Genomic DNA, 26,979 nt, shown 5'->3' on the forward strand with positions numbered 1-26,979 from the left:
TAGTTGAGGACTCAAAAGATAAATTTTTGGCCTTAGTAGTCCTCATCTCTGACATCTGAGGACTCACTATGCAATTTTGGGCCCCGGTCAGTCCTCAGGCATGATAGATGAGGACTCAAAAGATGAATTTTTGGCCTTAGTAGTCCTCAGCTCTGACATCTGAGGACTCATTATGCAATTTTGGACCCCGATCAGTCCTCAGGCATGATAGTTGAGGACTCAAAAGATAAATTTTTGGCCTTAACAGTCCTCAGATTTGTCATTTGAGGACACAACATGCTGTTTTTGACCCCGACCAGTCTTCAAAGGATCGGGAGATATGTGAATAGGAGTTTCGGAAAGAATTTCTGGTACGTCCACTAGTCCTTTTCAATTATGTAATTATTTATTGTTGATTCAACAAGCTCACCTTTGTCACAAAAAGGCGAGCTTGTAACCATGAAGGCTGTATCCCAAAAGGGTGCAGCTTCTATATTCTTTTAACTAATTCTTTTTTTTAACAGGGACCCAAATTTCTGTTGAATCGTTGATTCCTCTAACCATTTCAGGAGCTTCAGCTAATTCATAACCAGATGTAGGGAACCACTCGGTATAAATCCGCTCCCATGTTGTTAGTAATGCCTCCGGCATTTCACCCGTGGCTGTAAATACCGCCCATGTATGGGAAGAAATCTTCAATTGTTCGAATTCCTCGGGACATGGCTTGGTAGTCGCTGTAGCTATATAGTAATCAACGTCTCCATTCTCTTTGGTCAATGAAACATGTAATATGCCCGAGAACGAGGTATTGTTGTATGGTTCGAGACTTTCCTCGATCTCTTCGAGGTGCCCCCACAATTTCGGATTAAATTCAGTATCCGTGGCCGCCACTGTTTCTTTTTTTCCTACGACGGCAAAGGCTTCTTTCTCTATAAATCTGTAGTTCATTTCTACATCTCCCTTAATCGCGATTTGGAAGGTCATCCGCGGGTAAGCTTTTAATGGAACATCAGAATTTTTGGCTGAACTAGGCGTTACTTCGTGGAGCGCTTGGAATGCCCTTGAAAATGAATCGGGTGAACTGTAACCATACTTAATAGCCACATCGATCACTCTTATTTCACTTTCTTTTAAATCAAAAGCAGCTAAGGTCAAACGTCTTCTCCGAACATATTCCGCCAAGGATATCCCAGCTATAAACGAAAACATTCGTTTGAAATGATGCTCGGAAAAACAAGCAATCTTTGCAACCTCTTTATAATTGATCTCTTCATTTAAATTGTCTTCGATATAGCTTACCGCTGCGTTCATATTTTCAAGCAAATCCATTGGAACAACCTCCCTTCACTTTTAAGGATAACAAGATGTTCATGTAATGGTCCGATAAAATCCGTTCAGCTTTGCAGGGTATGGGTTGAGAAGTTTACGCGAGTATAAACATGTGGTGATCAAGGATTCTAATGGCGTGTTCTTCGTCAGGGAACGGGTCCTCACGCCTTCATGGTCTTCAGTTCCACATGCAACGAGAACAAAAAATCCTAAAGTGTATAGGCAATTATTTTTCTAGCTGTATATGATCATTTCACATCTTTATATTACTGGTGTATAAGCATCTTATTCATCATCGATTTCAAAATCAATCGTCTCTGCATCCATATCCCCGCCCATGAGTTCAACACCGTCTGCCATTTCAATCGTCCATTGATTAGCTTCAGCATCATGCTCCAATGTTTTTATAACGGGAACGTCAAGTTCGTCCACCGGCAAAATTTCACGCAACACTTCAGCGTCCGTAAGATCAGCATCTTCCGGGCGTTCTTCTTCTATTACTTCGATATAGGCTACATCCGATGTTTCACCTGGGTAAGGTTCCATGGCATCCCCATACTCGGCATTTACCTTTTCTCCCAGTTCGACATCCTCGGAAAAATCGGATAACCAGACCGCATCGTAGTGCTCACCATCATTTGCGGTTGAACTTGCCTCGGTATCCACTACAAGAACTTCCTCGTCATTTTCATCCACCACATACCCTGAAATCTCAGATGCAGCATTTGATTCACCTTGCTCTTGTTCAGAATTTGATTCTTGAAGTCCGCATCCGGAAAGCATTCCTAAACTTAGGAAGAGCAACGGTACGCATTTCATGATATATACACTCCTTTAAGTGTGTCATTTACGAAAAGTCATCCTTTTGAGCCACTTTTTTGTATCCAGTACCCAACAAAATTAAAGCTAAAACAAAAAAAGCCATACCAATGAAAAAACCTTGACCTGAATCGAGAAATACCAAGTCAATGAACATACTAATTCCAGCTAGAAAAAAGCTCATTTTCATTGAAATATTTAAAATGTTATAGAATATAAAGAGGATCACTTCCTAAAAATCTTTTTAAATAGACGAGAAGATTTATGAAAAAGTTGATAGTAAAATTCGCTGAAATATTTATCAACGATTACTCTTAGTAAAGCGAACAACGATGCGATGATCAAAATAAAGAAAAGGATAAATATTGCTCTCTCAACTGCGGCCATGTATATCACCATACTTCAGAAATTTCACGGAGGCATATGCTAGACGTACCTAGACAGTAGTAACAATAAAATAAAAATAGTCGAAATGGCCACGCTATTTTCCAATACTATTCGCACGTTGCTCTTTTTGCTTTTTTTGGTCCGCAATCCGATATAAATGCCGATTTAAATCAACAAGCGAAGGCAATTGATTATTAAGTACGAGACCAACAAGAAAAGTGATCGGGGCATTCTTTGCATGAAGCTGATAGCCACTAATCTTCTCTGAATAATTCCGAAAGGACCTTTTCTCTGTTTTCCAAAAAGGCTTTCGTTATTTGATAATGCTCCGTTCCTTCAAATTCAATCTTGGAAATTTGTCCGTAGTCGAATGAAAAGATGTCCGCATAGGGATAGCCTAATAAAATTGGAGAATGGGTGGAAATGATAAATTGTGCGTCTCCTCCAGAATGTAGGTCATGAATGATTTTCAAGAATGCCAACTGCTTCGTAGGTGACAAAGCGGCCTCCGGTTCATCCAAAAGATAGATGGCTTTTCCTTGAAAACGATGCAAAAATAATGATAAAAAAGATTCACCATGGGATTGTTGGTGTAAGGATCGTCCACCGTAATCTTTAAATCCCACAGTGTCCACATTATCAATATGAGAGGCAAAATTAAAAAAGGATTCTGCCCGCATAAAGAATCCATTTGTTACTTTTGGCAACCAAGAAAGCCTGATGTATTCACCTAATGCAGCTTCTGATGCGTAAACTTCATACATGTTATGTCTCCCGCCGCCAGCAGTATGAAAATCACACCTGTCAGCAATGGCTTCTAACAACGTAGATTTGCCTGATCCATTTTCCCCAACAAAAAAAGTCACGTTGCTTTCTATATTTAATTCATGTAAGTGTTTGATAATCGGAATTGAAAAAGGATATTCATGAAATGAAAGGACTTTATCGCGTAAAAGCGATATTCTTTTTAAAAACATTTGTTACCACCTAAGCAAAGCATATCATTCCCGGAATTAATTGTTAAAGCATAAATGTGACACGGCACGATTCGGGGACGATGTGAAGATTGTAGACACGAAAATGGTAATGTTAAAATAGATAGAATATACTAAATTATCGGCAATGTTTGTGGCGGTGTCTAATGAACAGAAGATTAAAGAAGATTCTTAAGGATCGAATTTTACCTATGGTTTTTATTGTTCTTACAGCCATTGTTGGTAGTGTTGTGAGTACTGTGGAACAAGCAGACGATATGGATTTGGAGACATTGGATTCGTTAATACCAGTCATTGTAAGAATATCAATCGCATCCGTTTTCTTAATAAAGGTTGTGAAAAGTGTTAAACTGAGAAACAACGTGAGAGTATTTATTTACTCAGCGCTGTTTTTGGCTTTAGTAGTTTGGTTTTTATCTATGCGTATTCTTTTTTAACGATCGGGTATCGGAGAAAGGATCCGACTTTTAATGGTTGTGTGAATAACGACTGAGTTTATCAATCATCATAAATAAAACTAAATGATTCGTACCCGGAAAGCTTTGGCATCCGGGAAACCGGGAAAGGTGACTAACCATCAGATAGCTAATCTCAGGGGTAGTCACTTTTTTTCGTGTTTATCATGTTTCATCATCAAAACAACTAATGTGGCCACGGCCATACAAAGCATGGCTGTTTCGTGAGTAATGAACATAATCGTTTACCTTCCTTCTATCCGTTAGCGACGGATGGAAGTTACAAATGGCAAACTCCTACCCTTGGGAAACGACGTTCTATTGTTCCGTCTAGTATATCACATGTGACACCATATGTTAGCTTTTAGAATATAACTTTTAAAAGGGGGGGGGGACGGTGTCTATTCAAAAATGTCGCTTGCTTGCTGCTTTTCTTTTTTTATTTTTCTATCGATGAATATAGTGGCACCACTGAACATAATGAGAATAAAGAGCATGAGCGTTGCAAAAGGTTCAGGTATAGCAGGTATGCCAATTAAATATCTCCCCACAATGATGATCCCCAATAGAATCGTTATACCTCTTAACCAATTTCTTAAAGTTTCCATACGCTACTCCCCTCGCCAAACCAATTTATTACAGTTTCATCCTCAATCTCAATATCCTCAACATCGTCGAGATAATTATCCTCAATGAATTCTTCCATCTCGGTAAGTTCATCTATATCGATAACATCGGTTTCTTCTGCAATTTGAACCATTTGAATGTAAGCGGTAGCCAGTAGGTGATTTCCTTCAACGATTCCGTCATAAAAAGCTTCTTCCAATTCAAGATCATGCTGTTCTTCGTGGATGTCATCAAATTGGTCGTCCAATGCTTCTACAGCGTCGTGATGAATTTGCATGCCTTCCAAGTATGCCGTACGTATAAACTCGACTTCATCTGTTGTGAATTCGGCCCGTTCCATGTTGCGGATACGCTCGGGTACAACGTCCATGAAACGATTGAAATGAATGTCGACGGTTACATTTTGCTCCACGGCATTAGCTACACTTCTTAAATAAGATGTATACTCACTGGAATGTTGCGGGAACTCTTCATCAATTTGCGCCTCAAAGAAAACGACTAAATCTTCTTCCAAATCGCTTTCCGAAGATTCAACGTCGACGCCAACATCCGGCCAAGCGCCTTCATACTCAAAAGGTTCGAATGAATTACCGTCATTATTTTCAGTTTCACCTTCTTCTTCTGCAGAATCTTCCGAGGATCCGTTTTCGTCTTCATTTTCTTCCTCTTCGTCTACATCTTCAACTTCCTCAACTTCATTTGTGTCACCATCACTGTCCGGAGCATCATCCTCACCCGTAGTTTCTTCACCATCTCCGCAAGCGGCTAACAATGCTACACTGAGAAAAACTGAAGGTGTTGTTCTTGTAAATGTTTTCATTAAGTATTCCTCCAACAATTCAATATTTCGCGAAAAACAATTGTGCCAAAATCTTCTGCTTATTATTTTGATTTTATGGCCTACCCTCCAAAAAGACCTTCACTCGCAACCATAAGATAGAGGAAAACTCCCACAACGACAAAATAATCATGGTTACATACATCACCAATTTGTTTTTTGTATACTTGCTCGATTTTATCTGTGCCAATAATTCAAAACCCATGATCCAAATGATAAGAACAAAAAAGATTGCCCACATCAACCAAATCGGCACGGAATATGGAGAAAGTAATCCATTGGAGAGGACAGCTGCGTATGCGAGCATTGCAACTCTGAGCCATTTTAAAGTCGTTTTGTAGTATTTTTTTTCTAACACTTTAAGAATGTTTAATTTTGCCAAAAGATTTAAGTATAAGATAAACTAAGGCTTCCACTATAAAGACTTGGTGGAAGCCAAGTTTTTCTAAAAATGGCTTGCCGTCTCCTCGCTCTTTGATAGTACCCCCACCAGTTAATTTTTGGCGGAAATGATGAAAACTAAGCAATTCATCATTCTTTTTCCCGGGAAGTCTGCCAATTGATTCACTTCAATGGTGGATCATCTGTCACAGAAAAATTTGTACAAATATTTTCACCTCTATCTTACTTAGAGTTTTCAGGATTATCAAGTATATAATGAAAATGTATAAATAGCCGTTCCCTTCTTTATTCTGCTAAATAGTGATAAATAAAGTAACAGAGAGAAGTGTTGTAGCCACAATTACGAAAAATACGGTATATAAATACGCTCCTTCTTTTATTGCCACAATCACATTGGCAACACATGCCACAAGAAACAATAGGAAACCAAAATACATTGTATACTCTGAATACAGGAGAGATCCAACTATTATTATCGCTATTGCTAAAAATGGTAGGATACGGTGAAGAAACTCAAGCATAAATAATCACCCTTCTCTATAATCGATGGCTGCGTACTCATCTAAACCACTCCCGGTTTGCAAATCATGACAGTTGATTAAGAAAAATACCAATTACACTTGAGGAAAACCAATGCTTAGAATAAAAATACCAATAAAAGAACCGATCGCAGGTGGAAGCATTTCTGTCCAATGTTGCCATTCCCCATCTCGAAAAAATTGAAATAGGTAACTTGAAATCCCGACACCTTCTCTTTTTTGCATTACGCGACTAAAAGCTTTTTCTTTAACCTTCGAATGTGAAACACACGCCATAATACACACCATAGGACAAGAAACACTTGAAAACCCATCCATGCCCAATTAAACGTATCGTCGACAATATTGACAATAAGCGCAAATAGCAAAAGGAGAACAGAGATACCAACGATAGCGTTTAATAATATATGCTCGGCTCGAATGTTAGGTTTTTGCTTTTGATTATTAATTCTTTTATATTGTTTCCATTTCTTTCCTGACCATTGTGTCAACGGAGATAGGATAGCGACAATAACAAGCAAAAACAATGAGCAGTTGCCAAAAAGGTATCTGATCTCCTAAATAAAAAGCCAGAAAAGCTCCGGTAAAAGTAATTTCCAAGCCAATAAAGCGATCGATTGTAGGCGTGAATATAGGTGAGGCAGAATAATTTTTGATTGTTTGCCAAAAGGTTTTCATATGCATCGACCCTTTTTATTCCTTTTCTTTTTTCTTCCACATATAATAGTTATATACTCGAGTTTCGCACCCTGATAAATCAATAAAAAAACACCATGAAAATGGATGAAAAAACGTAAAAAACCCGCATGAACACAGGGCTTTTGGTATAATTAAGGTACCAATCCAAATCATGCCAAAAGGACGTGTTATCATGCGGGGAAAAACCAAAGAGATTGAAAAAGTGATTCAAACTCATAGTTTTTCAATTGATTCAATTATAAGGGATGTTATGAAAACGTTCAACTTTCGTTCCCTTTGTCACAAGGTCGGATTCAAGAAAGAGCAAGGATATCCGGTTGCAGATATCATCACCTTACTATTGGTGTTTCCACTGATGCTTTTGAACAGCGTCAATGCCTTCTACAAAAGTGGATACAAACAGGTCACCAAAATGCAAAAGGATACGATTTATCGCTTGAAAAACCACGCCCGGATGCCTTGGCGCAACCTGCTTCTTCATGTGTCTAAGCAGTTTCAATCTTTGGTTAACCCTGATCAGGACGTGGACGATAAGTCGGCTTTTATCTTTGATGATACGATGGACGAGCGTGTTGGCCGCCGGATTGAAGAGGTTTCTTACGTCCACGACCATGTGGCCGGACGCAAGAAATCCAAAGCAACGCTCGGGTTCAAAAATCTCACCATGGGACTCTTTGATGGGAAAAGCTTTAACCCGCTTGATTTCAGTCTTCATTCTGAAAAGAAGCTATACAAGAAACAGCGGAAAGAGCAATATCAAAAGAAGCGTGATCCTCGCTCAAACGGTGCCAAGCGCAAGAAGGAATGCGATGTCGACAAAATCACGAATGCGATACGTATGCTCAAAAGAGCGGTGAAGCACGGTTTCAAAGCCAAGTATGTTCTCGTAGACAGTTGGTTTGCCAGCAAGGACTTTATCCGCACGTGCAGAGGGGTCAAAGATGGAGCGATGCACGTCATTTGTGCTGTCCGCAAGGACTGGAGAAAGTACCGTTACCAAGGGAAAGACATGCATGCGAAGGAACTGCTGAAAACCCTGAAAAGCGAAGGAAAAGAAAAACGTTGCCGCAAACGCAATACGCGTTATTATGAAGTCACCGTCTACTATCCCGGGATCGATGAAACCGTCAAATTGTTTTTTTGCCGCTTTCCGTACCAAAAAGAGTGGCGACTGTATCTCTCTACAGATATCAGCTTATCATTCATTGAAACCATGGACATTTATTCGGTTCGTTGGACGATCGAAGTTTTTTTCAGAGAGACGAAACAGCACCTTCGTCTGGGGAAATGCCAATCCCAAGATTTCGACGCGCAAATCGCCCATGTAACAACCACCTACATCCTGTATGCCATTTTGTCTTATTTCCGACGAGTCAACGATTACGAAACCTTGGGAGGGTTATTTGAAGAGATGAAAGACGACATGGTGGAGAAAAATATGGCACAACGGTTATGGGAAATGTTTGATGAGCTCCTGGACGTGATTATCGCAGCCATCTCAAAATCAGGAGCGGTCGATATTCATGCCTTTAAGACGTCTGAGGAATACCAATACATCAAAACCCTTTTTGAAGACTCATTTTTGGGCCATCAGCTATTTGACGACGATAATGTCGCTTAAAGAGCGAAAATGGAATTTCGATGAAAACACTGTCATACAAGGGCCTTAGGCAGCAATATACACGCTGAACCCCTTGTTATTTGGGGTGCGAAACTCGAGTTATATATTATTTGTATGACAAAAATGATGAAAACGAATAGCCCAAACAATATAGTTGCCGTCATACTCCAGTTGGAATAGCGATAAATGATAAACATCCCTAGAATTAAAATGGGCAGGGATGTGAAATTTCTAATCAGCTTCCTTCGATACGACAACTTATAGACATTCAACTTAAATCCTTTATCGACTTTGTCCGTATCTCTATACATGAAAGCAAATAATAAGTTGAAAAATAACACAAAAGTAATTATTAACCAAAAGGTTAGCGTGTCCATGAATGTATCCCTCACATCGGTGGAAAAATGTGACCGTGCCTACTCATTATTAGAATGATCGTCCGTTCGTTTTCTTGCTTCTTTCATTTCTATTTTTAAAATTCTTCGAGGTTTTCGCCAATCCTTTTCAAATTATAAGAGATGAGAATTAGAGCACCGAAAATTAATAGTAGTATTAGGCTCATTTTGAAACCTCCTGGTTTTAAAGTTGCTAACATTTATATTCAATCCCGGTGAGACTTTTCTTTATCCCGCATCTCCACGTGTAATTGATCGTCGGAAATCTTCATCCGTTTTACCTTGCGTTGGATAATGCTTTATTATTGCATACAAGCCAATTCCAAGAGAACATAATACAAAAATAGAAATCGTAATGATAAATATGCTAAAGGGATCAATGTCGATGGAGGTTTCTCGGCTGTTTATTACCTAAGTAGGACCGTTACTCTTCTCAATTGCTTGTTGGATATTATGCAACTGAATCAAAATTAAACCCAACATGATGAATGTAACAACTTCGCCGGTGAATATTGCGAACAAGGCAAGCACAATAACACTTATTACTTCAAATAGTTTGCTGCTTGAGAACATATTGCCCCTCCTTTCATAAAAATCAATTCATTAGGAACTCCTGTATGGAAACAAAAAAGGCGAATAAAGAAACGATGATAAGAAATCCACCCAACCATCTATATTTTCCTTTGATTATTGAAATCCCCGTAACTAAAACCAATGAACCTAAGAAAAGCATGGTGTATGGCTACGCTGAATGGTCTCCCGTGATCAAACTATAAATGGCTAAAGCCATTACAATGATTGCCAAAATGATTCTGGTGATAGTTAACAATATATATCAACCTTTTCCGCGTTATTTCCCTTATAAAGGCTATTACCTTCCAGTAAACTGAATAAACTTGGCTTTAATCAAAGGGAAAAAAATCGGGTTTACCCATTAAAGATATAGTATTAAAAATGAAAGGGGTTAGATTAATGAAAATCATATTGCTCGTCCTATCAATGGCGTTTTTGGTTAGTTGCTATGTGGAAGATACAAATGGGGAATATGACAGCAGCACTGGTATTGGCACCGGCAATGGCAACGACAACGAAGCCTCGGATTATGAAGGTATTGTCATTGATAAGGACGAAGAGGAGCAACGCTTTCTCGTTTTTGAAGGCGTTGACGAGGCAGATGTTGAAGATGTAATGGGAGATGCTGATCGTGCCACTCAAGAAATTGATTACGATAGTGCGGTCTGGCTGAGTCATGCCGACGATATTACGTTTGAGGCACTACAAGAAGGACAATCCGTTGAAGTGTGGGTTGATGGTGGCATTCAAGAATCTGACCCTGCTCAAGCTGAAGTCGGTGAAATGGTCGCGGAAGATGAATTAAATGAAGACGTGGAGATTGATGATGAATAAAATTTTCAAAGACAAGGCCGGGTAGGGCTAATTGATTTCGGGGAAATAACAAAATAGGGTTTGAGATATGATCGGAGTGATTCGGTGGGGCGTGAGGAAACAGAATACAATCGAGTCAAAAAGAAGTTGTTGCTCCAAAATGTTCTCTTAATGCCGTTGTTTGTATCCATCGGTCTTTATGTGTATCGATCTATAAGAGAAGGTTTCTTAATGAATCCGCTTGAGTTTCTTGGACCGTTTATAATTGTTGCTTTTGTTGGTATATTGCTTTGGAGCGTATTTAGGGAGCGCATGATTAAACAAGAACAAGAAAGAATAGCAAACAAAGGAACGGGAAAAAACGTTAGAAACAACATCATGTTTTTCGCTGCCGTTATAGTAATCCTGATTATTATTGTTAGTTTGACTATTATTAATTAATACCGCCCGACATGAGTTCTTCGATTTAAGGTGGTTAAGCCCCCGTATCTGTCATACAGGGGGCCTTCTTAGTTATTTTTCATCGTTACATTCATTTGCAATAAGCGTTTTGTGATCAATAGAGCCAATCCGCCAATAACAATCGCTCCCAGCCAATAAAACGGAATGGTTGCTCCGGCAGGATCTCCGAATACGCTGAAAATCATGCCTCCTAACATCGCGAAGCAACCGACGATGCCGACAAGGAAAACCGGTTTTAAAGGGGTGAATAACAGAAATTCACCGTTGCGTTCGCTTTTTCCTTTTTCATACAGTTTTATGCCAATCACTAAGCTGATCACTATAATAGGCAAAGAGACGGCCAACTGCATCCCCGTTGGAATCTCAGGAAAAGAACCAAAGTCCACCATCACATGAAATGGCAATACGAATATCGTAATCCATTCATCAAAGTGCGTCGTTAACGTTCCTAAATTCCCAAAATGTCCGGTTAAAAAGGCAGTCAATAATGTGGCAAAGCCAAAGGGGAATATCAAAAATATAAAACTCAAAACAACCTGGGAAATCATCTCCCCTGATATCGTTCCCATCAATAGCGTAAAAGCAAAGATCGCCAAATAAGCCAGCAAGGGAACTAGAAACATTTCCATAAAGCTAAAATTCACAAGCGCATCGCGATATTCCGAGAAACCTATAATCACATAGGCAACCAAGCAGTTAACACCCATGATGACCGTAATGGCACCAAGGCCGATACTGGCTTTCGTAACGAAAAGTTTCTGCCTGGAAAATGGCAATGAAAGACTAAAGTTGTGTCGGCGTGTATTTCGCTCTAAGCCAATAAACATCCCGCCCATGACAACAATTACTATGACCGACAACAATGAAAGTGCATTTCCTGCGAAGATATCCTGAACAAAGCTGTCTAATCGACTGGAAAATACGTGTGACACATCGGACTCTAACAACCTTAAATGTTCCAACTCCAGTATGGTTCTCAACGGGTATTGAATCACAAATAGGACCGTTAAAATAAGAAGGATCATCGTAGACGGTTTTAAGTCTTTTTTAAGTAAAGCTTTATTCAGCAATATGCTCGCCCCCTAGCTTGGCCACGAATAGATCTTCCAGAGTTAATGGCAGTTCTTCGTATAATAAGGGCTCGGTTTTCTGCAACTCGACTTCCAACTCTTGAAGATTTCCTTCCGCCAGACACGTGTACGCCCGTCCCGATTGCTGTAAAATATAAAAGTGATCCGAAAGCGAGTCCGGCATTTTTTCACGGTAGACGACCTGCCATTTTTTATAAATGTCACGTACCTCATCTAGCTGGAACGCTTCTGTAATCTCCCCTTCAGTGAGAATTAAAATTTGATCGGCCAAACTGTCCAACTCATCCAGGCGATGGGTGGCGATAATGATAGAAACCTCTTCTTTTGCCACTTCATCGAGCATAAAACGCATGATCTCTTTTTTCATAATGACATCAAGCCCGTCGGTCGGCTCATCGCGGAGGACGTATTCAGGCTTAGCAGCAAACGCAAGAATGAGCGAAAACAACGCTTTTCGACCTTTCGAATAATGTTTCACCTTTTTCGTTTTTGGCATTTGGAACCGATCCATTAATTCCTGAAAATAATCACGATCAAAGTTCTGATAAATATCTGCATATAATGACACGACATTGGAAACGGAATAATTTTTCAAAGCCTCGACACTATCGTCTACGTACAGAATGGACGCTTTTGCTTCAGGCTTTGCAAATACATCCTCACCGTTCACCGAAATCGTTCCCCGGTCGGGATCCACAACGGTAACCATCGTCCGTAACAATGTCGTTTTCCCGGCACCGTTTCGACCGACAATTCCGGTAATCGTTCCTTTCCCGACGGTAAATGTTATGTCTGTTAATACTTGTTGGTTTCCCATCGTTTTGGAAACGTTTTGTACCTGTATCATGACTTTCCCCCAAATTGTTTGTAGTACCAAGCGACCCAGTCTTGCATCACTTCTTTTTCTATCCCGGCGTAGTATCCTTCGAGGACCACCTGCTTAAGCTTTGTCCGCACCGATTCGATATCTTTCGTTAGAATTTCCCCAGGCACTTGCTCTGTGATAAACGTCCCTCTCCCGCGCATCGTTACGATGATGCCCTCCCGCTCCAGTTCTTGATAGGCCTTGCTGACTGTATTCGGATTGACGACGATTTGTGTGGATAATTCCCGTACGGACGGGATTTTGTCATCTACCTTTAACACCCCGCGAGCCACTTGTTCCTTAATTTGATTGATAATCTGGCGGTAAATCGGATCTCTACTCCGTGGATCAATGGATAGCATAAGTTAGTTCCCTCCCTGGGGTGAACTAATTGTATTAGTTAAAATAATACAATTAGTATAAGGTGAGAGAAAATGACTGTCAATAAAAAATACGTACTGTTTTATTGTCGAATAATTCTTTTACCGTTCGCACACGTTAAACCTATAGCTATTTCCAAAAGGTGACGTGTATGTTTAAGCGATTTCAAAAAGAAAAAATAAACCATCGAAGGAAAAAGACGTTTCAATACATCTTGACTAAGTTTCAAAAATCTGCAGATTTTGTTTCCTTTCGTGTGTCTGATGAAAGTCCGTTTTGTTTTCATTACTTGGATTCTGTCGTGGATGATCGTACGATCCATGATGAAGCACTGGCTTACACAAAGCGTAAAGATATGCATACACTCATGGGTCTTCAACAAGCGATCCCCCTTGAAGAAGCCAAAATTGTTTGTGAGGGCGATTTGATTGAAGCGCATTTTTTGCGAGGGCACATTATTATTCAAAAGAAAGACGAATACGATGAGGTGCTTAGCCTTCCGGCAGAATTAATTGAAAAGAGGACCGTTGAAACGCCGGAAAATGAATTCACCGTTGTTGGTCCCAACGAAGCTTTTATCGAATCCATCGATGTTAATTTGAATCTGATACGTAAACGAATGCGTACATCAGACCTCGTAGTTGAAGAAATCACACTTGGACGCCTTAGCCAAAGCCGGGTGGCGATTTTGTACATAGAAGGCTTGACGAACCGGCAGCTTGTACAAACCTTAAGGCAACGGATCCAAGATGTCGATTATGATGAACTCGTTGATATTTCTCAAATTAACCAATTTATTACGGACTACCCGAATTCCCATATCCCGCAACTGTTGGAAACAGAACGGCCGGAACGTGTCACATCGGGATTAGTAGAAGGGAAAGTCGCGTTTATGATGGATGGATCTCCACACGCGACGCTCGGCCCAACCAATTTCATGGAATTTTTTGCGTCCCCGGATGATCATTATATGCTCTGGCCTATAGGCTCGGCGCTTCGTTTGATTCGGATCGTAGCCCTTTTATTTTCGGTGCATGCCACGTCCTTTTATATTGCCGTAACTTCTTTTCACCATGAAGTGGTCCCCGATGAATTATTGGATACGCTCATCGCATCAAGAATCGAGGTTCCTTATCCTCCGATTGTGGAGGTCATCGTTCTTGAGGTGACGGTTGAGTTGCTCCGGGAAGCAGGGGCAAGGCTCCCGAGCCGTATCGGGCAAACAATAGGGATTGTCGGCGGGATTGTCATCGGGACAGCTGTCGTTGAGGCATCGCTGGCAAGCAGTGTGCTTTTGATCATGATCGGGATTACGGCGTTGGCCTCCTTTACGGCACCGATCTATACCATGGGCAATACGATTCGGTTGATCCGCTTCCCTTTTATTATTTTCGCGCAGTTCTTCGGTATATTTGGCATGGCCTTCTGCTCGGGACTGTACCTCTATCATTTATTCAAGTTGACATCATTGGGATATCCGTATTTGGCTCCCCTTTATCCTTTGCGTGTGAAGGATCTTCGAGATGTGGTTATCAAGATGCCGATTCAAAAGCAGCAGAAAAGACCGGCGGTCCTACGGCCGCAAAAACGGAAACGGTTTAATGTGAAGCATCGAAAAACGATCCCTAAAGATATCGAGGAGTAGGTATATGCACGAACAAACGATGAAAACGAGGCAAATATCCCCGTTTTTAACATTTTTTATTGTGACTGTGATGCAAGTCGGCGTAGGTGTCTTTACGTTTCAACGCCTTCTCGTCGATATTGCCGGTCATGATGGTTGGATCGCGATCATTTTTTCTGCAGTAATGGTCCATATCGTCATCGGGCTAGCCTATCACATGCTGAGGGAAGACGAGACAATCATCGATGTTCAAAAAAGAATTTTCGGGAGAATCTTCGGAAGCTTTCTAGGTTTGTATTGGATCTTTTATTATAGTTTGTTTGTGCTTGTTATTTTGGTGAGCTACGTGGAAATTCTTCGTGTTTGGCTATTTCCCGAAGTTTATAGCGGGGTCCTTTTCTTCATTACGTTGTTTCTCGTTTATTTATTTGTAGGGGGCGGACTGCGAATGATAACGGGCATGAGTGTGCTGTCCGTTGTGTTGGCGATTCCTTTTCTTTTTTTTAGTCGCTTTCCCTACGGCCAACTGCAATTGGGGAGTCTATTTCCCATATGGGATCATTCCATCATGGATATAGCCATGGCGGGGCAAACGATGACGTTTCAATTTTTAGGCTTTGAAATTCTTTTTATGGCCTACCCTTTTATTAAAGAGGCACCGCGATCGCAAAAATGGGCGCATTTCAGTGTCATTATCAGTACTATGGTTTATCTGTTTATTTTCATTCTCCCTGTGCTTTATTTCCATGAACATCATATCTCGACGATTTTATGGCCAACGCTTTCCTTGTGGCGAATGGAGTATATCGGGGTGTCTATATGGTTTATGATACTCGTACCGAATTTGGCGTTAGGGTTATGGGCGGCTAGCCGTGCTGTGAAACAAACGATTAAAATCTCCCAACGACGTTCACTGCAAGGACTTACGCTCTTTGTTTTTGCTGCTGCTTTCTTTTTCGTTACACGGTGGGAAGTTGAGGCGCTGTCATCGTTTACAGGTAACTTGGGTTTTTATTCCGTATTTGTTTATCTGCCATTGTTATATGTGATCGAAATGATCGTAACGAAATGGAGGGAGCGCCGGTGATCAAACGTATGTGTATTTTTTCCCTTGCGTTGGTGTTTTTTGTAGGCGGTTGTAGCCCTCAGGTTAATTATGTGGAAGAGATCCAATACATTCAGGCAATGGGCCATGATTTTGAAGAAGGAGAACACCTGGTCACCGGTTTAACGACCATTTTTACAGCTGCGGAAGATACATTGCCGGAAAACCATGCGATAAACGTCTCCGGCGAATCGCTTGAAACCCTTTATGATTCCCTTCAAGCGGACTCGCCTCGCTATGTGGATACGGGCCGAACGCGTGTGCATTTGTTTCATGAAGATTTTGCCGCTCAAGAAGGGGTCTTTCGAGTGCTTGATACGGTCCAAAGAAATCCTATGATCAATCAGGACATGAAGGTGGCAATTACACGTGAACCTGCACGGGAGATGTTGGAGAGTGAGTACGCTTTTCAATTGCCGATCTTTCGTTATATACAAAATGTGATTGAATGGAATCAGAAGGAACAGATGCCGCACACGAGTTTGCATGATTTTATGTATAATTACTATGCGGAAGGGGCTGATCCTTATCTCCCGTTGCTGGAAAAACAAGAGGACAATGTGAGGGTTGCCGGGTTGGCTTTATTTCAGGGAGATATGTTCGTTGATGAGATCACCCTCGAAGAGATGCAAACCTTTCGATCTCTCATTGAATCTACGGATGGGGGTACTTTTCATGTGAAGCTTAATGAAAATGATGGGGTGACGTTTCATCATATCTCGTCCAACCCGAATTGGACGATCAACCAGGAGCCGGATGGTACGCACGTACAGGTGGATGTGGAAATGGAAGGGGGAATTCGACAAGCGTACGGCATTGAAGGGTATGAACAGGAAAATATGGAGAAATTGAAGCAACTCGCCACGGAAGAATTTGAACGCCGGATGAATGAGGTTATTCAAAGCTTTCAAGGACGAAACATTGATCCGATCGGTATTGGGGAGCGTGTGGGACAAAATGTCCGGGGGCTTGATATTCAGCAGTGGGAAGAAGAAGCTTACCCGGACGTAGACGTCGATGTTAACGTCGATTTCACCATTGATAATACAGGTGCGGTGGAATGAACACTCGGTCAGAGAAATATCCCCAGCAAAATCAATGCGCCGACGATGAGTATGACGATCGAGATTGTTCGAAGTAAACAGCCGATGCCCCGCATGATGACCGGAAAGAAAAAGATGACCATTATGATAATAATGATGAGCGTGAGCGGATCCATTTTACGTCCTCCTTGACGTTTTATTATGGTATAATGCGCTAACAATATTTTAAAGGAAACTTCATTAAAAATCATGGTGCAAAAGGGTCAAAAGTTAACATAGGAAGGTCAAGGACACAATGAGACAGCGCTGATCGGAGGTTTTTGTTAATGGAAGGGACAAAATGCAGATTATGAAGGATATTATGATGTGAAGGTTCCCCACGAAGAAAAGAAATTGTTGCAGGCGCTGGAAGGTGATAATCCTATATTGTCTGAAGATGAAATTAATAAAATATTAAGGCGTTAGTGGTATTTTCAGAAATTCTGATAGCTCAAATCGCCGGTTTGCAGTGCAGCAAGCGCCGTAACATCGGACACTTGGGAGAGTAATCCCTCAGGAGGAAGCCGAGCTGGTCTGAGAGGAACAAGAGAAGCAAAGTAATCCCTCAGGAGGAAGTCGAGCTGGTCTGAGAGGAACAAGAGAAGCAAAGTAATCCCTCAGCCGGAGGTCGAGCTGGTCTGAGAGGAACAAGAGAAGCAAAGTAATCCCTCAGGAGGAAGTCGAGCTGGTCTGAGAGGAACAAGAGAAGCAAAGTAATCCCTCAGGAGGAAGTCGAGCTGGTCTGAGAGGAACAAGAGAAGCAAAGTAATCCCTCAGGAGGAAGTCGAGCTGGTCTGAGAGGAACAAGAGAAGCAAAGTAATCCCTCAGGAGGAAGTCGGGCTGGTCTGAGAGGAACAAGAGAAGCAAAGTAATCCCTCAGGAGGAAGTCGGGCTACTCTGAGAGGAACAAAAAACCATGGGATCTACAAGATTTTCATTATTTTCCTGTTCATCAAGTCCTTATTCGTCATATGCCAGTTGATCTGAGAATGGTATTAATATCTGTCGGAAAATCAGATCCATACAAAGTTTTTTATCGACTCGTGGGTAACAGCATAGAAATCTTTTTGGTAAGGCATCCCCGACAAAAGCAACTGATAAATCGACGATTTTTCCTTCCTCATTGATATCGTTTTTTTCAGGAGACCGGGCATTGTCATGATCAAACGACAATAAATCTGGCGTCTGCTGATAAGTTTACACCTCTTATTGTAATGTCAAAATCAGTCGGGCGGCCTGTTTTCGTTTTGTCATCTATGATAGAAAGTATGAGAAAATTTGGGAGAAATAAAGTTGAGCATGGAGTTGATGATGATGGATACGGCTGAACGACAAACATGGTTGATGGTTGCTTCTGATACAGCTGCTACCTTCCGCTGGGAGCATATATTAACGAGTCAGGCGCCTGTTTTTTGGGGAATGAGAAGATTGCCACGTAACTTTAGAATGGCTTGGGATGGGGATTTGATTTTATGTTACCGAAGCGGCAGTGAAAAGAGGGGATTGGTCGGCGTGGCAGAGGTGGAGGAAGGTTTCAATGATGATGGTATCACCGTTAGGGGAATTGCTGAATTCCAACAGATCATTCATTACGATGAATTTAAAAATGATCCCATTTACCGAGGCACTGAGGCAGGACGTTTGCGAAATCGGGGAACACTTTTTCATGTTCATGACGCGTTTGTGCAGTGGGTAAAAAACAGACTGGAAGAAGAGGGAGATACTGTATCGGCAGCGTATTTATCATGACCTCCAGCCTCCATGAAGCGTACATGAAGACCGAAATTCAGTTGCCCGCATTGATTCGGTCATCATAAAGCTTTCATGAGGCCCTAACCGGGGAAATCGCCCTCATTCTCGTCGCCATAAGACACTCTATGGAAATATTCCCCTCTTCCTTCCCTCTTCTTATTCAACCCCCCTCTTCATGGATAGTTGCTAACCGTTGATCAGACGGCAGAAATATGGTGAGAACTCCAAGTAATGGGAGGGCGCCGATGAAGATCATCGTATTGGTTACGCCGACCATATCCATTAATGCTCCGAGTCCGATGGAACCGACAGCCCCCATCCCGAATGCCAACCCTACGATCAGCCCCGATGCCATGCCGATGCTTCCCGGAAATAAATCTTGGGCGTATATGACAGAAACGGCGAAACTGGAAATGATAATAAAACCGATGAGTGGCGAGTAACGGATAAAGCAAAAAAGACGGGACGTGCGGCAGAACCATCGTGAGCGGCGCTGCTCCCAGAAAAGACATCATGATTACATTGCGTTTGCCCAACCGATCGGCAAGCGGTCCACCGCAAAACGTGCCGACTGCACCTGCAGCCAAAAAAATAAACAGGTAAATTTGCGCCTCCTGAATCGTCAATCCATAGTTTTCAATCAAATGAAAAGCGTAAAAATTTGTCATTCCAGCTTGAAACCATGAACGGGCAAAAACAAGAAATACGAGCAACACAATGGAAAACATCAACAATTTGCGGGCCGGATGCTTCGTTTTTGCTTGCTCTCCGGTCATTTTTTTCGTTTTCTTCTTGGTTACCGGGTTTTGTTTGGCATACCAGCGGGCAATGTATACTAATAATCCAATTGCAATAGCAGCAACGATTGTGAACCAAAGCGCGCCAATTTGGCCGAGGGGAACGAGCAGGAGCGCGGTAATCACTGGTGCCAAGGCTTGCCCGCCATTGCCGCCAACTTGATAAATCGATTGGGCAAGCCCGCGGCGTCCGCCTGCTGCCATGTTCGCCACGCGCGACCCTTCGGGGTGAAACGTTGCTGAACCGATGCCGATGAAAATAACGGAGGCGACGATAAACCAAAAAGAGGGCGCGATCGCGAGCCCGAGGACGCCGACAAATGTAAAACATAATCCGATCGGCAATGCATAGGGCGATGGTCTTTGATCGGTGTACCAACCGACAAGCGGTTGCGCAAGTGAAGCTGTTGCGTTCAAGGCAAAGGCAACAATCCCCAGTTGCGTAAAGGTCAACCCCATGGAACCTTCCAATATGGGAAACATCGCGGGAACAACCGCTTGAATCGAATCATTTAATAAATGCACAAATCCAATCACAATGAGAATGCGATACATCGTTGGTTCAGGGAGCGCCGACGGTCGGGTCGTACCCATGTTCATTGCCATATTGATCACCATTTCACTAAAAAAGAAATATTCATTTAATCATGGCATAGGAATGGGGGGAATACAAATATTGTGAATCGAAAAAATAAAGTAGATGTACTATAACAAAAGTCTATATTTTAGAAGGGAAAAGGTAAATGAATTGACTTCATAAGTAAAATGTGTGATTTTATTATTAACAAGCAGTATATTTTGGTTACAGTAAGGAATGAGGGGGATAGTGATGGAGAATCAAACAGCTGTCGAAAGTAAGCCGAAAAGCGGCATGGCGACTGCTGCCTTCATATTGGGACTTGTAAACTTAATTTTTTGGTTAATCCCGATCTTGGGCTTCCCGATCGGCATTGTGGCGATCATTTTGGGTGCGCTCAGTTTAAAAGCCGCGAATCGATGGGCAGCAATTACTGGGATCGTGGTTGGGGCAATTACATTTATCCTAACGTTGATTAACGCAGTCCTTGGAGCTTTAATGTTTATGTAAACTATCAAGACCTTTCCCATCATTATTGGTGGGAATTTTCTTCGATGAAAAATTGGAAGCGAGAGGAGGTGGTGGGATTGGAACGAGAGAAACAAATCGAAATTCGAAAATTAACGATTCCAAGTGTTTTGAAGGCAACGAGCTATTTCTTGGTGATCCCGATTGCTTTGTCCGGAATTTTTGTGATTTTTTGGTCGTTATTTATAACGGTCCTGGAAGGTCCAATGGGGCTTATCGGCTTGCCGCTTTTCCTAATCGGAGTCATTTTTTATGTCGGTCTATATTTTGGAATTACGGCGCTCGTCACACTCATCTATAATTTGTTCGCGGGGAAGTTTGGCGGTTTGGTTATGACGGTTCGTGACGTCGATACACAAGGGTCGAATTATGAAAATCATATGGATGATGTATCACAAGTGTAGTTTGTCTAATAAAAAACCGATCTTCATAGTAACAAAGTGAAAATCGGTTTTTTCTTCGATGTAAAATTTATTTTTTTCAAATGATAATGTGTTATGATAAAAGTGGAACGAGCTTGAAAGAAAAGGAGTGCATGCTGATGTTAGCTTCTCTCACCCCTTTGGACTGGAAGCGAAGGGCGATCAAGTATTATCCGGAAAAAATAGCCGTCATTGATGAAGAAAAGCAGTTTACCTATAAGGAATTCGGGGAGCGTACTGACCGGCTTTCCGTAGCTTTGAATGAAGCAGGTATCCAACAAGGCGATCACGTTGCCGTTATGATTCCGAATACCCACTATATGCTCGAGAGTTTTTATGGTATTTGCCAGTTGGGTGCGGCAATGGTGCCGCTTAATTACCGATTATCCGCGGAAGATCTGGAATATATCATTAATCATAGCGATGCGAAAATGCTGATCGTCGATGAAGCGTTCACGGAGCCAATTGAGGAAATCAGGGAAAAGCTATCATTGGAAAAAATCATTATTATCTCTGTAGAAGGGCATTCTAATTACTTAGATGGGATCGTATATGAGGAATTTATCCGGTCCGTTCCATCAGATGCCGCGCCTCCCGAAGTGGCCATCGATGAAAACCAACTCCTAACCTTGAATTATACGAGTGGGACGACGTCCAAACCGAAAGGCGTCATGCTTACTCATCGCGCGAATTACATGAATGCCGCCAATTTTATGTATCATTTAAACGTTCGGCACGATGATATCTATTTGCACACGTTGCCGATGTTTCACGCTAATGGTTGGGGCGGTGTTTGGGCGATAACAGCAGCGGGGGCTACCCATGTATGTCTTCGGAAAGTCGATCCTCCGCACATTCTCGATTTGTTTGAAAATAAAAATATATCTCTTTTATGCGGTGCTCCAACGGTCATTAATATGCTCGTCAATGATCCAAAAGCAAAAGAAATCGACATCGCAACGAAGCCGCGGATGGCAACAGCAGGTGCGCCTCCGGCCGCAGCTCTTATCCAGAAAGCCCAAGACATTTTAGGATTGGACATGATACATGTTTACGGTTTAACGGAAACGTCTCCTTTCATTCTTTATTGTGAATGGAAAAAAGAATTCGACGATAAACCGGCTGAGGAACAAGCGGCCATAAAAGCGAGACAGGGCATTGAACTTGCGTTTAACGGGGAGACGAAAGTGGTTCGTGAGGACGGAGAAGAAGTAAATTGGGACGGAAATGAATTAGGCGAAATTGTCACCCGCGGGAACGTTGTCATGGAAGGATACTACAAGGCTCCGGAAAAAACAGAGGAAGCGATACGTGATGGTTGGTACCATACCGGTGATTTGGCGGTTACCCATCCGGATGGATTTATTGAAATCCGTGACCGGGCAAAGGACTTAATCATTTCCGGCGGTGAAAATATTTCTTCCACAGAGGTAGAAGGCGTGCTGTTTAAACACCCGGATATTATGGATGTAGCCGTTATAGCTGTTCCCGATGAAAAATGGGGCGAAATTCCGAAAGCCGTCGTTGTCCGGCAACCGGATACCCGTGTGACCGAAGAAAACGTGATTGCTTTTTGCCGCGAGAACCTCGCTCACTTTAAAGCGCCGAAAGCTGTCGAATTCGTGGAAAGCTTGCCGAAAACGGCAACCGGGAAGTTGCAAAAATTTCGTTTAAGAGAAGAGCATTGGCAAGGAGCGAAAAAAGTTAATTAGGGTCTATGAGGAGCCTTTTTCCCAAAAGGGGAGAAGGCTCATTTTCGTGCGTGAGCATTAGGAATATTTTAGTGAAAAAATTGATCGGCTTCGAAGTAGACTGGTCTGAGAGGAACAAGGGAAGCAAAGTAATCCCTCAGCCGGACATCGAGCTGATCCGAGAGGAACAAGGGAAGCAAAGTAATCCCTCAGCCGGACATCGAGCTGATCCGAGAGGAACAAGGGAAGCAAAGTAATCCCTCGCACGGACATCGAGCTGATCCGAAAGGAACAAGGAGAGCAAAGTAATCCTCCAGGCGGAGATCGAGTTGCTCCGAGAGGAACAAGGAGAGCAAAGTAATCCCTCAGGCGGAGGTCGAGTTGCTCCGAGAGGAACAAGGGAAGCAAAGCAATCCCTGAGCCGGACAACGAGTTGCTCCGAGAGGAACAAGGAAAAGCAGAGTGATGTCCCGCCCCTCTCAAAATGGGTATGATAACTTAAAGGAGGAAATCTAAAATCAGATGGAGTAGTTTTAGCGATAAAGAACAGAACAGCAACCGCGTGACTCAGAGCAGGTTCACTGTTCCTTTGACCGAAAACTACCATGCATTTGACTTCTTGTCCAACTAAAAGATTAACGCTTCAATTCGATCCCATACCCGGTCGCTTGTAGAATTGCGTCTTCTACCCTTTGTGCTTCATCCGGATCGGTTGCTTCGCCTACTTTTAAACCAAGGATGCTCTGTTCACGATGAATCGAGGGGTTTTTCTTTAACGCCCACGACGCGGGTATGCGGGCAACGGCTTCTTTTATAATTTCATTTTGTTTCGGGTTTTCGGCATACGTGACCGGAAAACCAGTTCGATAGGAAAGTTCCTCCAGATCAACCTCATGCCGCTTGGCCACTTCCGGTGAAATAAAGTGCACTTCCAACACGCTGTCGTCGCCCTGGCCTTTGAAACTGATTTTGTAGAGCGTGATGTCTCGATCCTCCGCCCAGCGCTTCGTTTCCTCCCTTGCTTCATTATTTTCCATCCGCACGCTTCGATCCGTGACCTTAAAGAGATCGTTCGATTGCGTCGGACCAGCTGCTTCAGAACCTTTTTCCTGAAAATAAAAACCGGTACGCTGCTTGAATCGTTCGGCGATTTCCATGACATCGCTAGTTTCCGGGAGGGTTGCGCGAACGGTTTTTTCTTGTAAGTGGAGGGAGAAACTTTCGGGTTCGCCGTTCTCGGTAAGGTCTGAGAGTACCTGAAACAGCAAATCTTGCCTTGTTGAAGGGGAAATGACAACCTCCCAACCTGTTTGATCGGCGATGGATGAGGTCATTCGTTCTTTTTGTTTATCCGTGTAAGCATCCGGAAAAGCGAAGTAGAGCGTCAGTGTTTCCCCTAACTGATCGGCCCCACAACGTGTGAAATCAGGCTCATCCGCTAGGGCTCCCCGCGCAATATCCATTGCCTTCGCCGCGTTCATTTTCCTACCCTGCATAGGTAGCGTTCCATGTTGCGCCTGAGCCATAAAATCATCATCAAGTTTGTATTCTATTTGTCCCGATTGCCCGTCTCTTTTATGTTCAGTAGGTAGCGCCTGTAAAGCGAGGGCTAATACGAGCCGTTCTTCGAGTGAATCATGTACGGCGACATGACGTAACAAACCTTGAAATGTGTAGATTCCTTCAGGCGCGTGGCTCCATTGTAAAGCTTTCATTTCTTGGCGATTAAAATCAAGCAGCGGCTGCAGCGACTCCCGGACGTCGTCAATTGTGCGCGTTGTTTGCCCTAAGGCTTGTATGAGTTGGTGAGGTTGAATTTTTACAGGCTTTCCTTTGAGCGTTTGCGAAAACAAAACGTTCGTTTTCGGATGAACGCCAGTGCACAGGGCTACTTTGAGCGGGTCATCGTCTTCGGGTTCATAAAGGATAAATTGCCCATTTAAGGATCGCAACGCCTCATGTTCCTTGTTTGGTTTATAACGTTTGCCTTTGATGCCTTTTTTCGAATCACGGAGTTCAAACGGATAGTTGTCTCCGTTTTCAACGAGGGTAGGGCTGTACCGTTCGTCTAGCAAGTCGGACAAAGCTGTTCGCGCGTCGTCATCACCGTGAACGAGAAGGGTATGCGTCGGTGCCAACTGCTGAATGAACAATTGCATTTCCGAAGCATCGGCGTGAGCAGACAGGCCGTACTTGCTAATGCGGGCTTTTGCTTCATAAGGCGTTCCGTTAATCGAAAGTTCCTCCGTTTTTCCTTCCGCAACATCCAGCAACGCTTTCCCTGGACTTTCTTCATCCTGATAGCCAGTGAGAAGCACAGCGTTTTTATCGTTTCCGATGAGTTGCTCCGCGTACCAACTGCTCGCGCCTCCGGTCAGCATGCCGGAAGACGCCACGATGCAGGCAGGCTTGCCTTGCAAGATCGCCTCGCGCTCCTTCGGATGAACCGCTTGACAACGTCCTTCTTTTAAGAAAACATCCCCTTCCCGATAAACACGATGGGCAAGGTTTCCTTTTAAAAATTGCGGGTATTGGCGGTATACGCGACTCACTGGTGTCACGAGACCGTCGACGTAGATCGGAAACTCGGGAATTAATCCTTTATCCATGTAATCTTGCAGCACGAGTAATACTTCTTGGGCGCGACCGAGCGCAAACGCAGGTACAAGCGCAAAACCACCGCCGGCGATAACTTCTGCCACGTGTTCGGCAAGCCGTTTTTCTTCGGTGTGGCGGTCCGTGTGGGCCCGGTTCCCATAGGTAGACTCCATGATGACGACATCAGGCTTTAAATGGCGCGGCACATTGGCGCCGGAAATCGTCCTCCCGGCTTTAAAGCTAAGATCGCCGGAGACGAGCAGTTCCGCGCCCCCACCCATTAGCGAGAACATCACCGCGCCCAGAATATGGCCTGCTTGATGGCTTTCAATGCGCAATTCTCCGATGCGAAGCGTGTTATTCGCGGGAATCTCTAGCATGGCAGCGAGCAGCGCTTCGACCTGGTCTTCAGAGTATGGCGGTATCGTTTCTTCCCGTCGGCTGCGTTCCTCGATAATTTTTAACGAGTCCTTCATCATGATACGCATAAGCGCGATCGTAGGAGCTGTTGCGTATATCGGTGCTTCCGGAAAAAGCTTATGTATAAGGGGTAGCGCCCCGATATGATCGGCGTGCGCGTGGGTAACGAGAATCGCTTGCGGTCGCGGCAAATCTTCAAGCATCCCGAGCGCCGGCAATAATTGTTCGCCCTGCATGCGCATCCCCGCGTCAATTAAGATTGACGTTTCCGCCATCTCAATATGCAAGCAGGAAGCGCCGACCTCGTTACCTCCCCCAAGGACGGTTACGTTCATTTGATCACCTCTCTACCAGTCTATCATATTCACCGGATCGCTTCGGCTTAAGAATTCGATTGATTCGATGAAGTTGTCGTTACCGCTATGGCCGCGATGACGCTTACTTCAATAGCCTGAATCGTTTCTTTCACCGCCTTGGAAACCGGGAGATTTTTATTGACGTGTTTGAGCTGTTTCTGGGCAGCTTGTGCTTCTTTGCCGGTCGGATAAACAATGGAAAGCAATTTGCTTGCCTCGATGAGTGACAAAAGCACAATATAGCGCTCGTCTCCTTGATTGAACGGGGTGCCCGCTTCCCCTTTATGGAGGATTTCCGTAAACGAATCTCGTAAATGTCCAAGGTGATTGGGATCGTTTATTTGATAGTTTTGGCTAGTGAATAGCCCCAAGATCTTTTTTTCTTCGATCGTGATTTGACCATCGTTTTCCAAATGTTGCGCGACAATTTTTTGTATCTGTTTGAATTCTGACTTGAGTTTTGACACCCAGTGCTTGGGCGTCATCGGTCTTTTCTGTTTCTGAATCATCACGATTGTTTCCTGAAGCAATGGATGGTCAGCTTGATCATTAATGACGACGATTTTCTTTTTCCGTAACTCGACATTGGCACGCAGCATCAATTCAGCAAGAAACGCACCGCTAAGGCTGTAGGGCAAGGCGTTGCTGCTTCGTGCATAAGGCCTTCCATTTTTAGGGTTAATGGCGGTGAGCAGCAGTTGTTCGGCTAACGTTGGCATAAATGTCGCTCCTTTCGATTTAATTGGTGATAAATCG

At 43.0% G+C, this 26,979-nt stretch carries 23 protein-coding genes and 1 pseudogene; 11 read left to right on the plus strand and 13 right to left on the minus strand.

What is annotated here, in order from left to right; all coding sequences use genetic code 11:
• Positions 1-483: 483 nt before the first annotated feature.
• The 3 genes from HUG15_RS04270 to HUG15_RS04280 form a co-directional block, all read right to left on the minus strand.
• Positions 484-1,308 carry an AraC family transcriptional regulator gene (locus tag HUG15_RS04270; RefSeq protein WP_200127309.1) on the minus strand — a complete coding sequence of 275 codons (825 nt, stop codon included), beginning with the start codon at positions 1,306-1,308 and terminating at the stop codon, positions 484-486.
• Between the two features lie 285 nt (positions 1,309-1,593).
• On the minus strand, positions 1,594-2,127 hold the full coding sequence (locus tag HUG15_RS04275; protein ID WP_200127311.1) for a DUF3221 domain-containing protein: 534 nt from the start codon (positions 2,125-2,127) through the stop codon (positions 1,594-1,596).
• Between the two features lie 641 nt (positions 2,128-2,768).
• Positions 2,769-3,491: an AAA family ATPase gene (locus HUG15_RS04280; RefSeq protein WP_200127313.1), complete on the minus strand. Its 723-nt coding sequence runs from the start codon at positions 3,489-3,491 to the stop codon at positions 2,769-2,771.
• Between the two features lie 164 nt (positions 3,492-3,655).
• Here HUG15_RS04280 and HUG15_RS04285 point away from each other — a divergent pair, with 164 nt between their 5' ends.
• Complete coding sequence (locus HUG15_RS04285; protein ID WP_200127315.1) at positions 3,656-3,946, plus strand: hypothetical protein; 291 nt, start codon at positions 3,656-3,658, stop codon at positions 3,944-3,946.
• Positions 3,947-4,365: 419 nt separating this feature from the next.
• Here the strand turns inward: HUG15_RS04285 and HUG15_RS04290 are convergent, their stop codons facing one another.
• The 3 genes from HUG15_RS04290 to HUG15_RS04300 all read right to left on the minus strand — a co-directional run bounded on the left by HUG15_RS04290 (position 4,366) and on the right by HUG15_RS04300 (position 7,048).
• Positions 4,366-4,572, minus strand: coding sequence for a hypothetical protein (locus HUG15_RS04290; protein WP_200127317.1), 207 nt, complete (start codon positions 4,570-4,572; stop codon positions 4,366-4,368).
• Positions 4,560-5,411 (minus strand): hypothetical protein, encoded by an 852-nt coding sequence (locus HUG15_RS04295; protein WP_200127319.1) that lies wholly within the window; start codon positions 5,409-5,411, stop codon positions 4,560-4,562. Before HUG15_RS04295 ends, HUG15_RS04290 begins: the two co-directional genes overlap by 13 nt.
• Positions 5,412-6,823: 1,412 nt before the next feature.
• Complete coding sequence (locus HUG15_RS04300; RefSeq protein ID WP_200127321.1) at positions 6,824-7,048, minus strand: hypothetical protein; 225 nt, start codon at positions 7,046-7,048, stop codon at positions 6,824-6,826.
• A 193-nt stretch (positions 7,049-7,241) separates the two neighbouring features.
• Between HUG15_RS04300 and HUG15_RS04305 the strand changes: the two genes are divergently transcribed.
• The 3 genes from HUG15_RS04305 (at position 7,242) to HUG15_RS04320 (ending at position 10,912) form a co-directional block, all read left to right on the plus strand.
• Positions 7,242-8,690: an IS4 family transposase gene (locus HUG15_RS04305; RefSeq protein WP_200127323.1), complete on the plus strand. Its 1,449-nt coding sequence runs from the start codon at positions 7,242-7,244 to the stop codon at positions 8,688-8,690.
• Positions 8,691-10,057: 1,367 nt separating this feature from the next.
• Positions 10,058-10,492 (plus strand): DUF3221 domain-containing protein, encoded by a 435-nt coding sequence (locus HUG15_RS04315; protein WP_200127325.1) that lies wholly within the window; start codon positions 10,058-10,060, stop codon positions 10,490-10,492.
• An 84-nt stretch (positions 10,493-10,576) separates the two neighbouring features.
• Positions 10,577-10,912 (plus strand): hypothetical protein, encoded by a 336-nt coding sequence (locus tag HUG15_RS04320; RefSeq protein ID WP_200127327.1) that lies wholly within the window; start codon positions 10,577-10,579, stop codon positions 10,910-10,912.
• Positions 10,913-10,980: 68 nt separating this feature from the next.
• Here the strand turns inward: HUG15_RS04320 and HUG15_RS04325 are convergent, their stop codons facing one another.
• Genes HUG15_RS04325 through HUG15_RS04335 form a run of 3 tightly spaced genes read right to left on the minus strand, consistent with a single transcriptional unit; the run spans position 10,981 to position 13,251 of the window.
• Positions 10,981-12,003 (minus strand): ABC transporter permease subunit, encoded by a 1,023-nt coding sequence (locus HUG15_RS04325; protein WP_200127328.1) that lies wholly within the window; start codon positions 12,001-12,003, stop codon positions 10,981-10,983.
• Positions 11,993-12,871 (minus strand): ABC transporter ATP-binding protein, encoded by an 879-nt coding sequence (locus HUG15_RS04330; protein ID WP_200127330.1) that lies wholly within the window; start codon positions 12,869-12,871, stop codon positions 11,993-11,995. Before HUG15_RS04330 ends, HUG15_RS04325 begins: the two co-directional genes overlap by 11 nt.
• Positions 12,868-13,251, minus strand: a complete 384-nt coding sequence (locus tag HUG15_RS04335) for a GntR family transcriptional regulator (protein WP_200127332.1) — start codon at positions 13,249-13,251, stop codon at positions 12,868-12,870. Before HUG15_RS04335 ends, HUG15_RS04330 begins: the two co-directional genes overlap by 4 nt.
• Positions 13,252-13,421: 170 nt before the next feature.
• Between HUG15_RS04335 and HUG15_RS04340 the strand changes: the two genes are divergently transcribed.
• Genes HUG15_RS04340 through HUG15_RS04350 form a run of 3 tightly spaced genes read left to right on the plus strand, consistent with a single transcriptional unit; the run spans position 13,422 to position 17,063 of the window.
• Positions 13,422-14,915 (plus strand): spore germination protein, encoded by a 1,494-nt coding sequence (locus tag HUG15_RS04340; protein ID WP_200127334.1) that lies wholly within the window; start codon positions 13,422-13,424, stop codon positions 14,913-14,915.
• Positions 14,916-14,919: 4 nt separating this feature from the next.
• Positions 14,920-15,981, plus strand: a complete 1,062-nt coding sequence (locus tag HUG15_RS04345) for a GerAB/ArcD/ProY family transporter (protein ID WP_200127336.1) — start codon at positions 14,920-14,922, stop codon at positions 15,979-15,981.
• A complete protein-coding gene (locus HUG15_RS04350) occupies positions 15,978-17,063 on the plus strand; it encodes a Ger(x)C family spore germination protein (RefSeq protein WP_200127338.1) in 1,086 nt (361 codons plus the stop codon). The genes HUG15_RS04345 and HUG15_RS04350 overlap by 4 nt, the downstream gene beginning before the upstream one ends.
• An 8-nt stretch (positions 17,064-17,071) precedes the next feature.
• Here HUG15_RS04350 and HUG15_RS04355 read toward each other — a convergent pair whose 3' ends face one another.
• Positions 17,072-17,218, minus strand: coding sequence for a hypothetical protein (locus HUG15_RS04355; RefSeq protein WP_200127339.1), 147 nt, complete (start codon positions 17,216-17,218; stop codon positions 17,072-17,074).
• A 1,163-nt stretch (positions 17,219-18,381) separates the two neighbouring features.
• On the opposite strand from HUG15_RS04355, the gene HUG15_RS04360 reads away from it, so the two are divergent.
• Positions 18,382-18,831: an EVE domain-containing protein gene (locus HUG15_RS04360; protein WP_246516617.1), complete on the plus strand. Its 450-nt coding sequence runs from the start codon at positions 18,382-18,384 to the stop codon at positions 18,829-18,831.
• Positions 18,832-18,994: 163 nt separating this feature from the next.
• On the opposite strand, the pseudogene HUG15_RS04365 reads toward HUG15_RS04360, so the two are convergent.
• A pseudogene (locus tag HUG15_RS04365) lies at positions 18,995-20,225 on the minus strand (MFS transporter).
• Positions 20,226-20,460: 235 nt separating this feature from the next.
• On the opposite strand from HUG15_RS04365, the gene HUG15_RS04370 reads away from it, so the two are divergent.
• The 3 genes from HUG15_RS04370 to HUG15_RS04380 all read left to right on the plus strand — a co-directional run bounded on the left by HUG15_RS04370 (position 20,461) and on the right by HUG15_RS04380 (position 22,870).
• Positions 20,461-20,718, plus strand: coding sequence for a phage holin family protein (locus tag HUG15_RS04370; protein WP_200127343.1), 258 nt, complete (start codon positions 20,461-20,463; stop codon positions 20,716-20,718).
• A gap of 77 nt (positions 20,719-20,795) precedes the next feature.
• On the plus strand, positions 20,796-21,140 hold the full coding sequence (locus HUG15_RS04375; RefSeq protein WP_200127345.1) for a hypothetical protein: 345 nt from the start codon (positions 20,796-20,798) through the stop codon (positions 21,138-21,140).
• Between the two features lie 137 nt (positions 21,141-21,277).
• Positions 21,278-22,870, plus strand: coding sequence for a long-chain-fatty-acid--CoA ligase (locus tag HUG15_RS04380; RefSeq protein WP_200127347.1), 1,593 nt, complete (start codon positions 21,278-21,280; stop codon positions 22,868-22,870).
• Positions 22,871-23,484: 614 nt separating this feature from the next.
• Here the strand turns inward: HUG15_RS04380 and HUG15_RS04385 are convergent.
• Positions 23,485-26,202 carry an MBL fold metallo-hydrolase gene (locus HUG15_RS04385; RefSeq protein WP_200127349.1) on the minus strand — a complete coding sequence of 906 codons (2,718 nt, stop codon included), beginning with the start codon at positions 26,200-26,202 and terminating at the stop codon, positions 23,485-23,487.
• A gap of 47 nt (positions 26,203-26,249) precedes the next feature.
• Positions 26,250-26,942, minus strand: coding sequence for a GOLPH3/VPS74 family protein (locus HUG15_RS04390; RefSeq protein ID WP_200127351.1), 693 nt, complete (start codon positions 26,940-26,942; stop codon positions 26,250-26,252).
• Between the last annotated feature and the right edge of the window lie 37 nt (positions 26,943-26,979).

Source organism: Salicibibacter cibarius, from assembly GCF_016495725.1.
Taxonomy (GTDB): Bacteria; Bacillota; Bacilli; order Bacillales; family Marinococcaceae; genus Salicibibacter; species Salicibibacter cibarius.

Coding starts and splice junctions, on each gene's coding strand:
- HUG15_RS04270 (WP_200127309.1), bottom strand. CDS start 1,308: ATGGATTTGCTTGAAAATATGAACGCAGCGGTAAGCTATATCGAAGAC.
- HUG15_RS04275 (WP_200127311.1), bottom strand. CDS start 2,127: ATGAAATGCGTACCGTTGCTCTTCCTAAGTTTAGGAATGCTTTCCGGA.
- HUG15_RS04280 (WP_200127313.1), bottom strand. CDS start 3,491: ATGTTTTTAAAAAGAATATCGCTTTTACGCGATAAAGTCCTTTCATTT.
- HUG15_RS04285 (WP_200127315.1), top strand. CDS start 3,656: ATGAACAGAAGATTAAAGAAGATTCTTAAGGATCGAATTTTACCTATG.
- HUG15_RS04290 (WP_200127317.1), bottom strand. CDS start 4,572: ATGGAAACTTTAAGAAATTGGTTAAGAGGTATAACGATTCTATTGGGG.
- HUG15_RS04295 (WP_200127319.1), bottom strand. CDS start 5,411: ATGAAAACATTTACAAGAACAACACCTTCAGTTTTTCTCAGTGTAGCA.
- HUG15_RS04300 (WP_200127321.1), bottom strand. CDS start 7,048: ATGAAAACCTTTTGGCAAACAATCAAAAATTATTCTGCCTCACCTATA.
- HUG15_RS04305 (WP_200127323.1), top strand. CDS start 7,242: ATGCGGGGAAAAACCAAAGAGATTGAAAAAGTGATTCAAACTCATAGT.
- HUG15_RS04315 (WP_200127325.1), top strand. CDS start 10,058: ATGAAAATCATATTGCTCGTCCTATCAATGGCGTTTTTGGTTAGTTGC.
- HUG15_RS04330 (WP_200127330.1), bottom strand. CDS start 12,871: ATGATACAGGTACAAAACGTTTCCAAAACGATGGGAAACCAACAAGTA.
- HUG15_RS04335 (WP_200127332.1), bottom strand. CDS start 13,251: ATGCTATCCATTGATCCACGGAGTAGAGATCCGATTTACCGCCAGATT.
- HUG15_RS04340 (WP_200127334.1), top strand. CDS start 13,422: ATGTTTAAGCGATTTCAAAAAGAAAAAATAAACCATCGAAGGAAAAAG.
- HUG15_RS04345 (WP_200127336.1), top strand. CDS start 14,920: ATGCACGAACAAACGATGAAAACGAGGCAAATATCCCCGTTTTTAACA.
- HUG15_RS04355 (WP_200127339.1), bottom strand. CDS start 17,218: ATGGATCCGCTCACGCTCATCATTATTATCATAATGGTCATCTTTTTC.
- HUG15_RS04360 (WP_246516617.1), top strand. CDS start 18,382: ATGGAGTTGATGATGATGGATACGGCTGAACGACAAACATGGTTGATG.
- HUG15_RS04370 (WP_200127343.1), top strand. CDS start 20,461: ATGGAGAATCAAACAGCTGTCGAAAGTAAGCCGAAAAGCGGCATGGCG.
- HUG15_RS04380 (WP_200127347.1), top strand. CDS start 21,278: ATGTTAGCTTCTCTCACCCCTTTGGACTGGAAGCGAAGGGCGATCAAG.
- HUG15_RS04385 (WP_200127349.1), bottom strand. CDS start 26,202: ATGAACGTAACCGTCCTTGGGGGAGGTAACGAGGTCGGCGCTTCCTGC.
- HUG15_RS04390 (WP_200127351.1), bottom strand. CDS start 26,942: ATGCCAACGTTAGCCGAACAACTGCTGCTCACCGCCATTAACCCTAAA.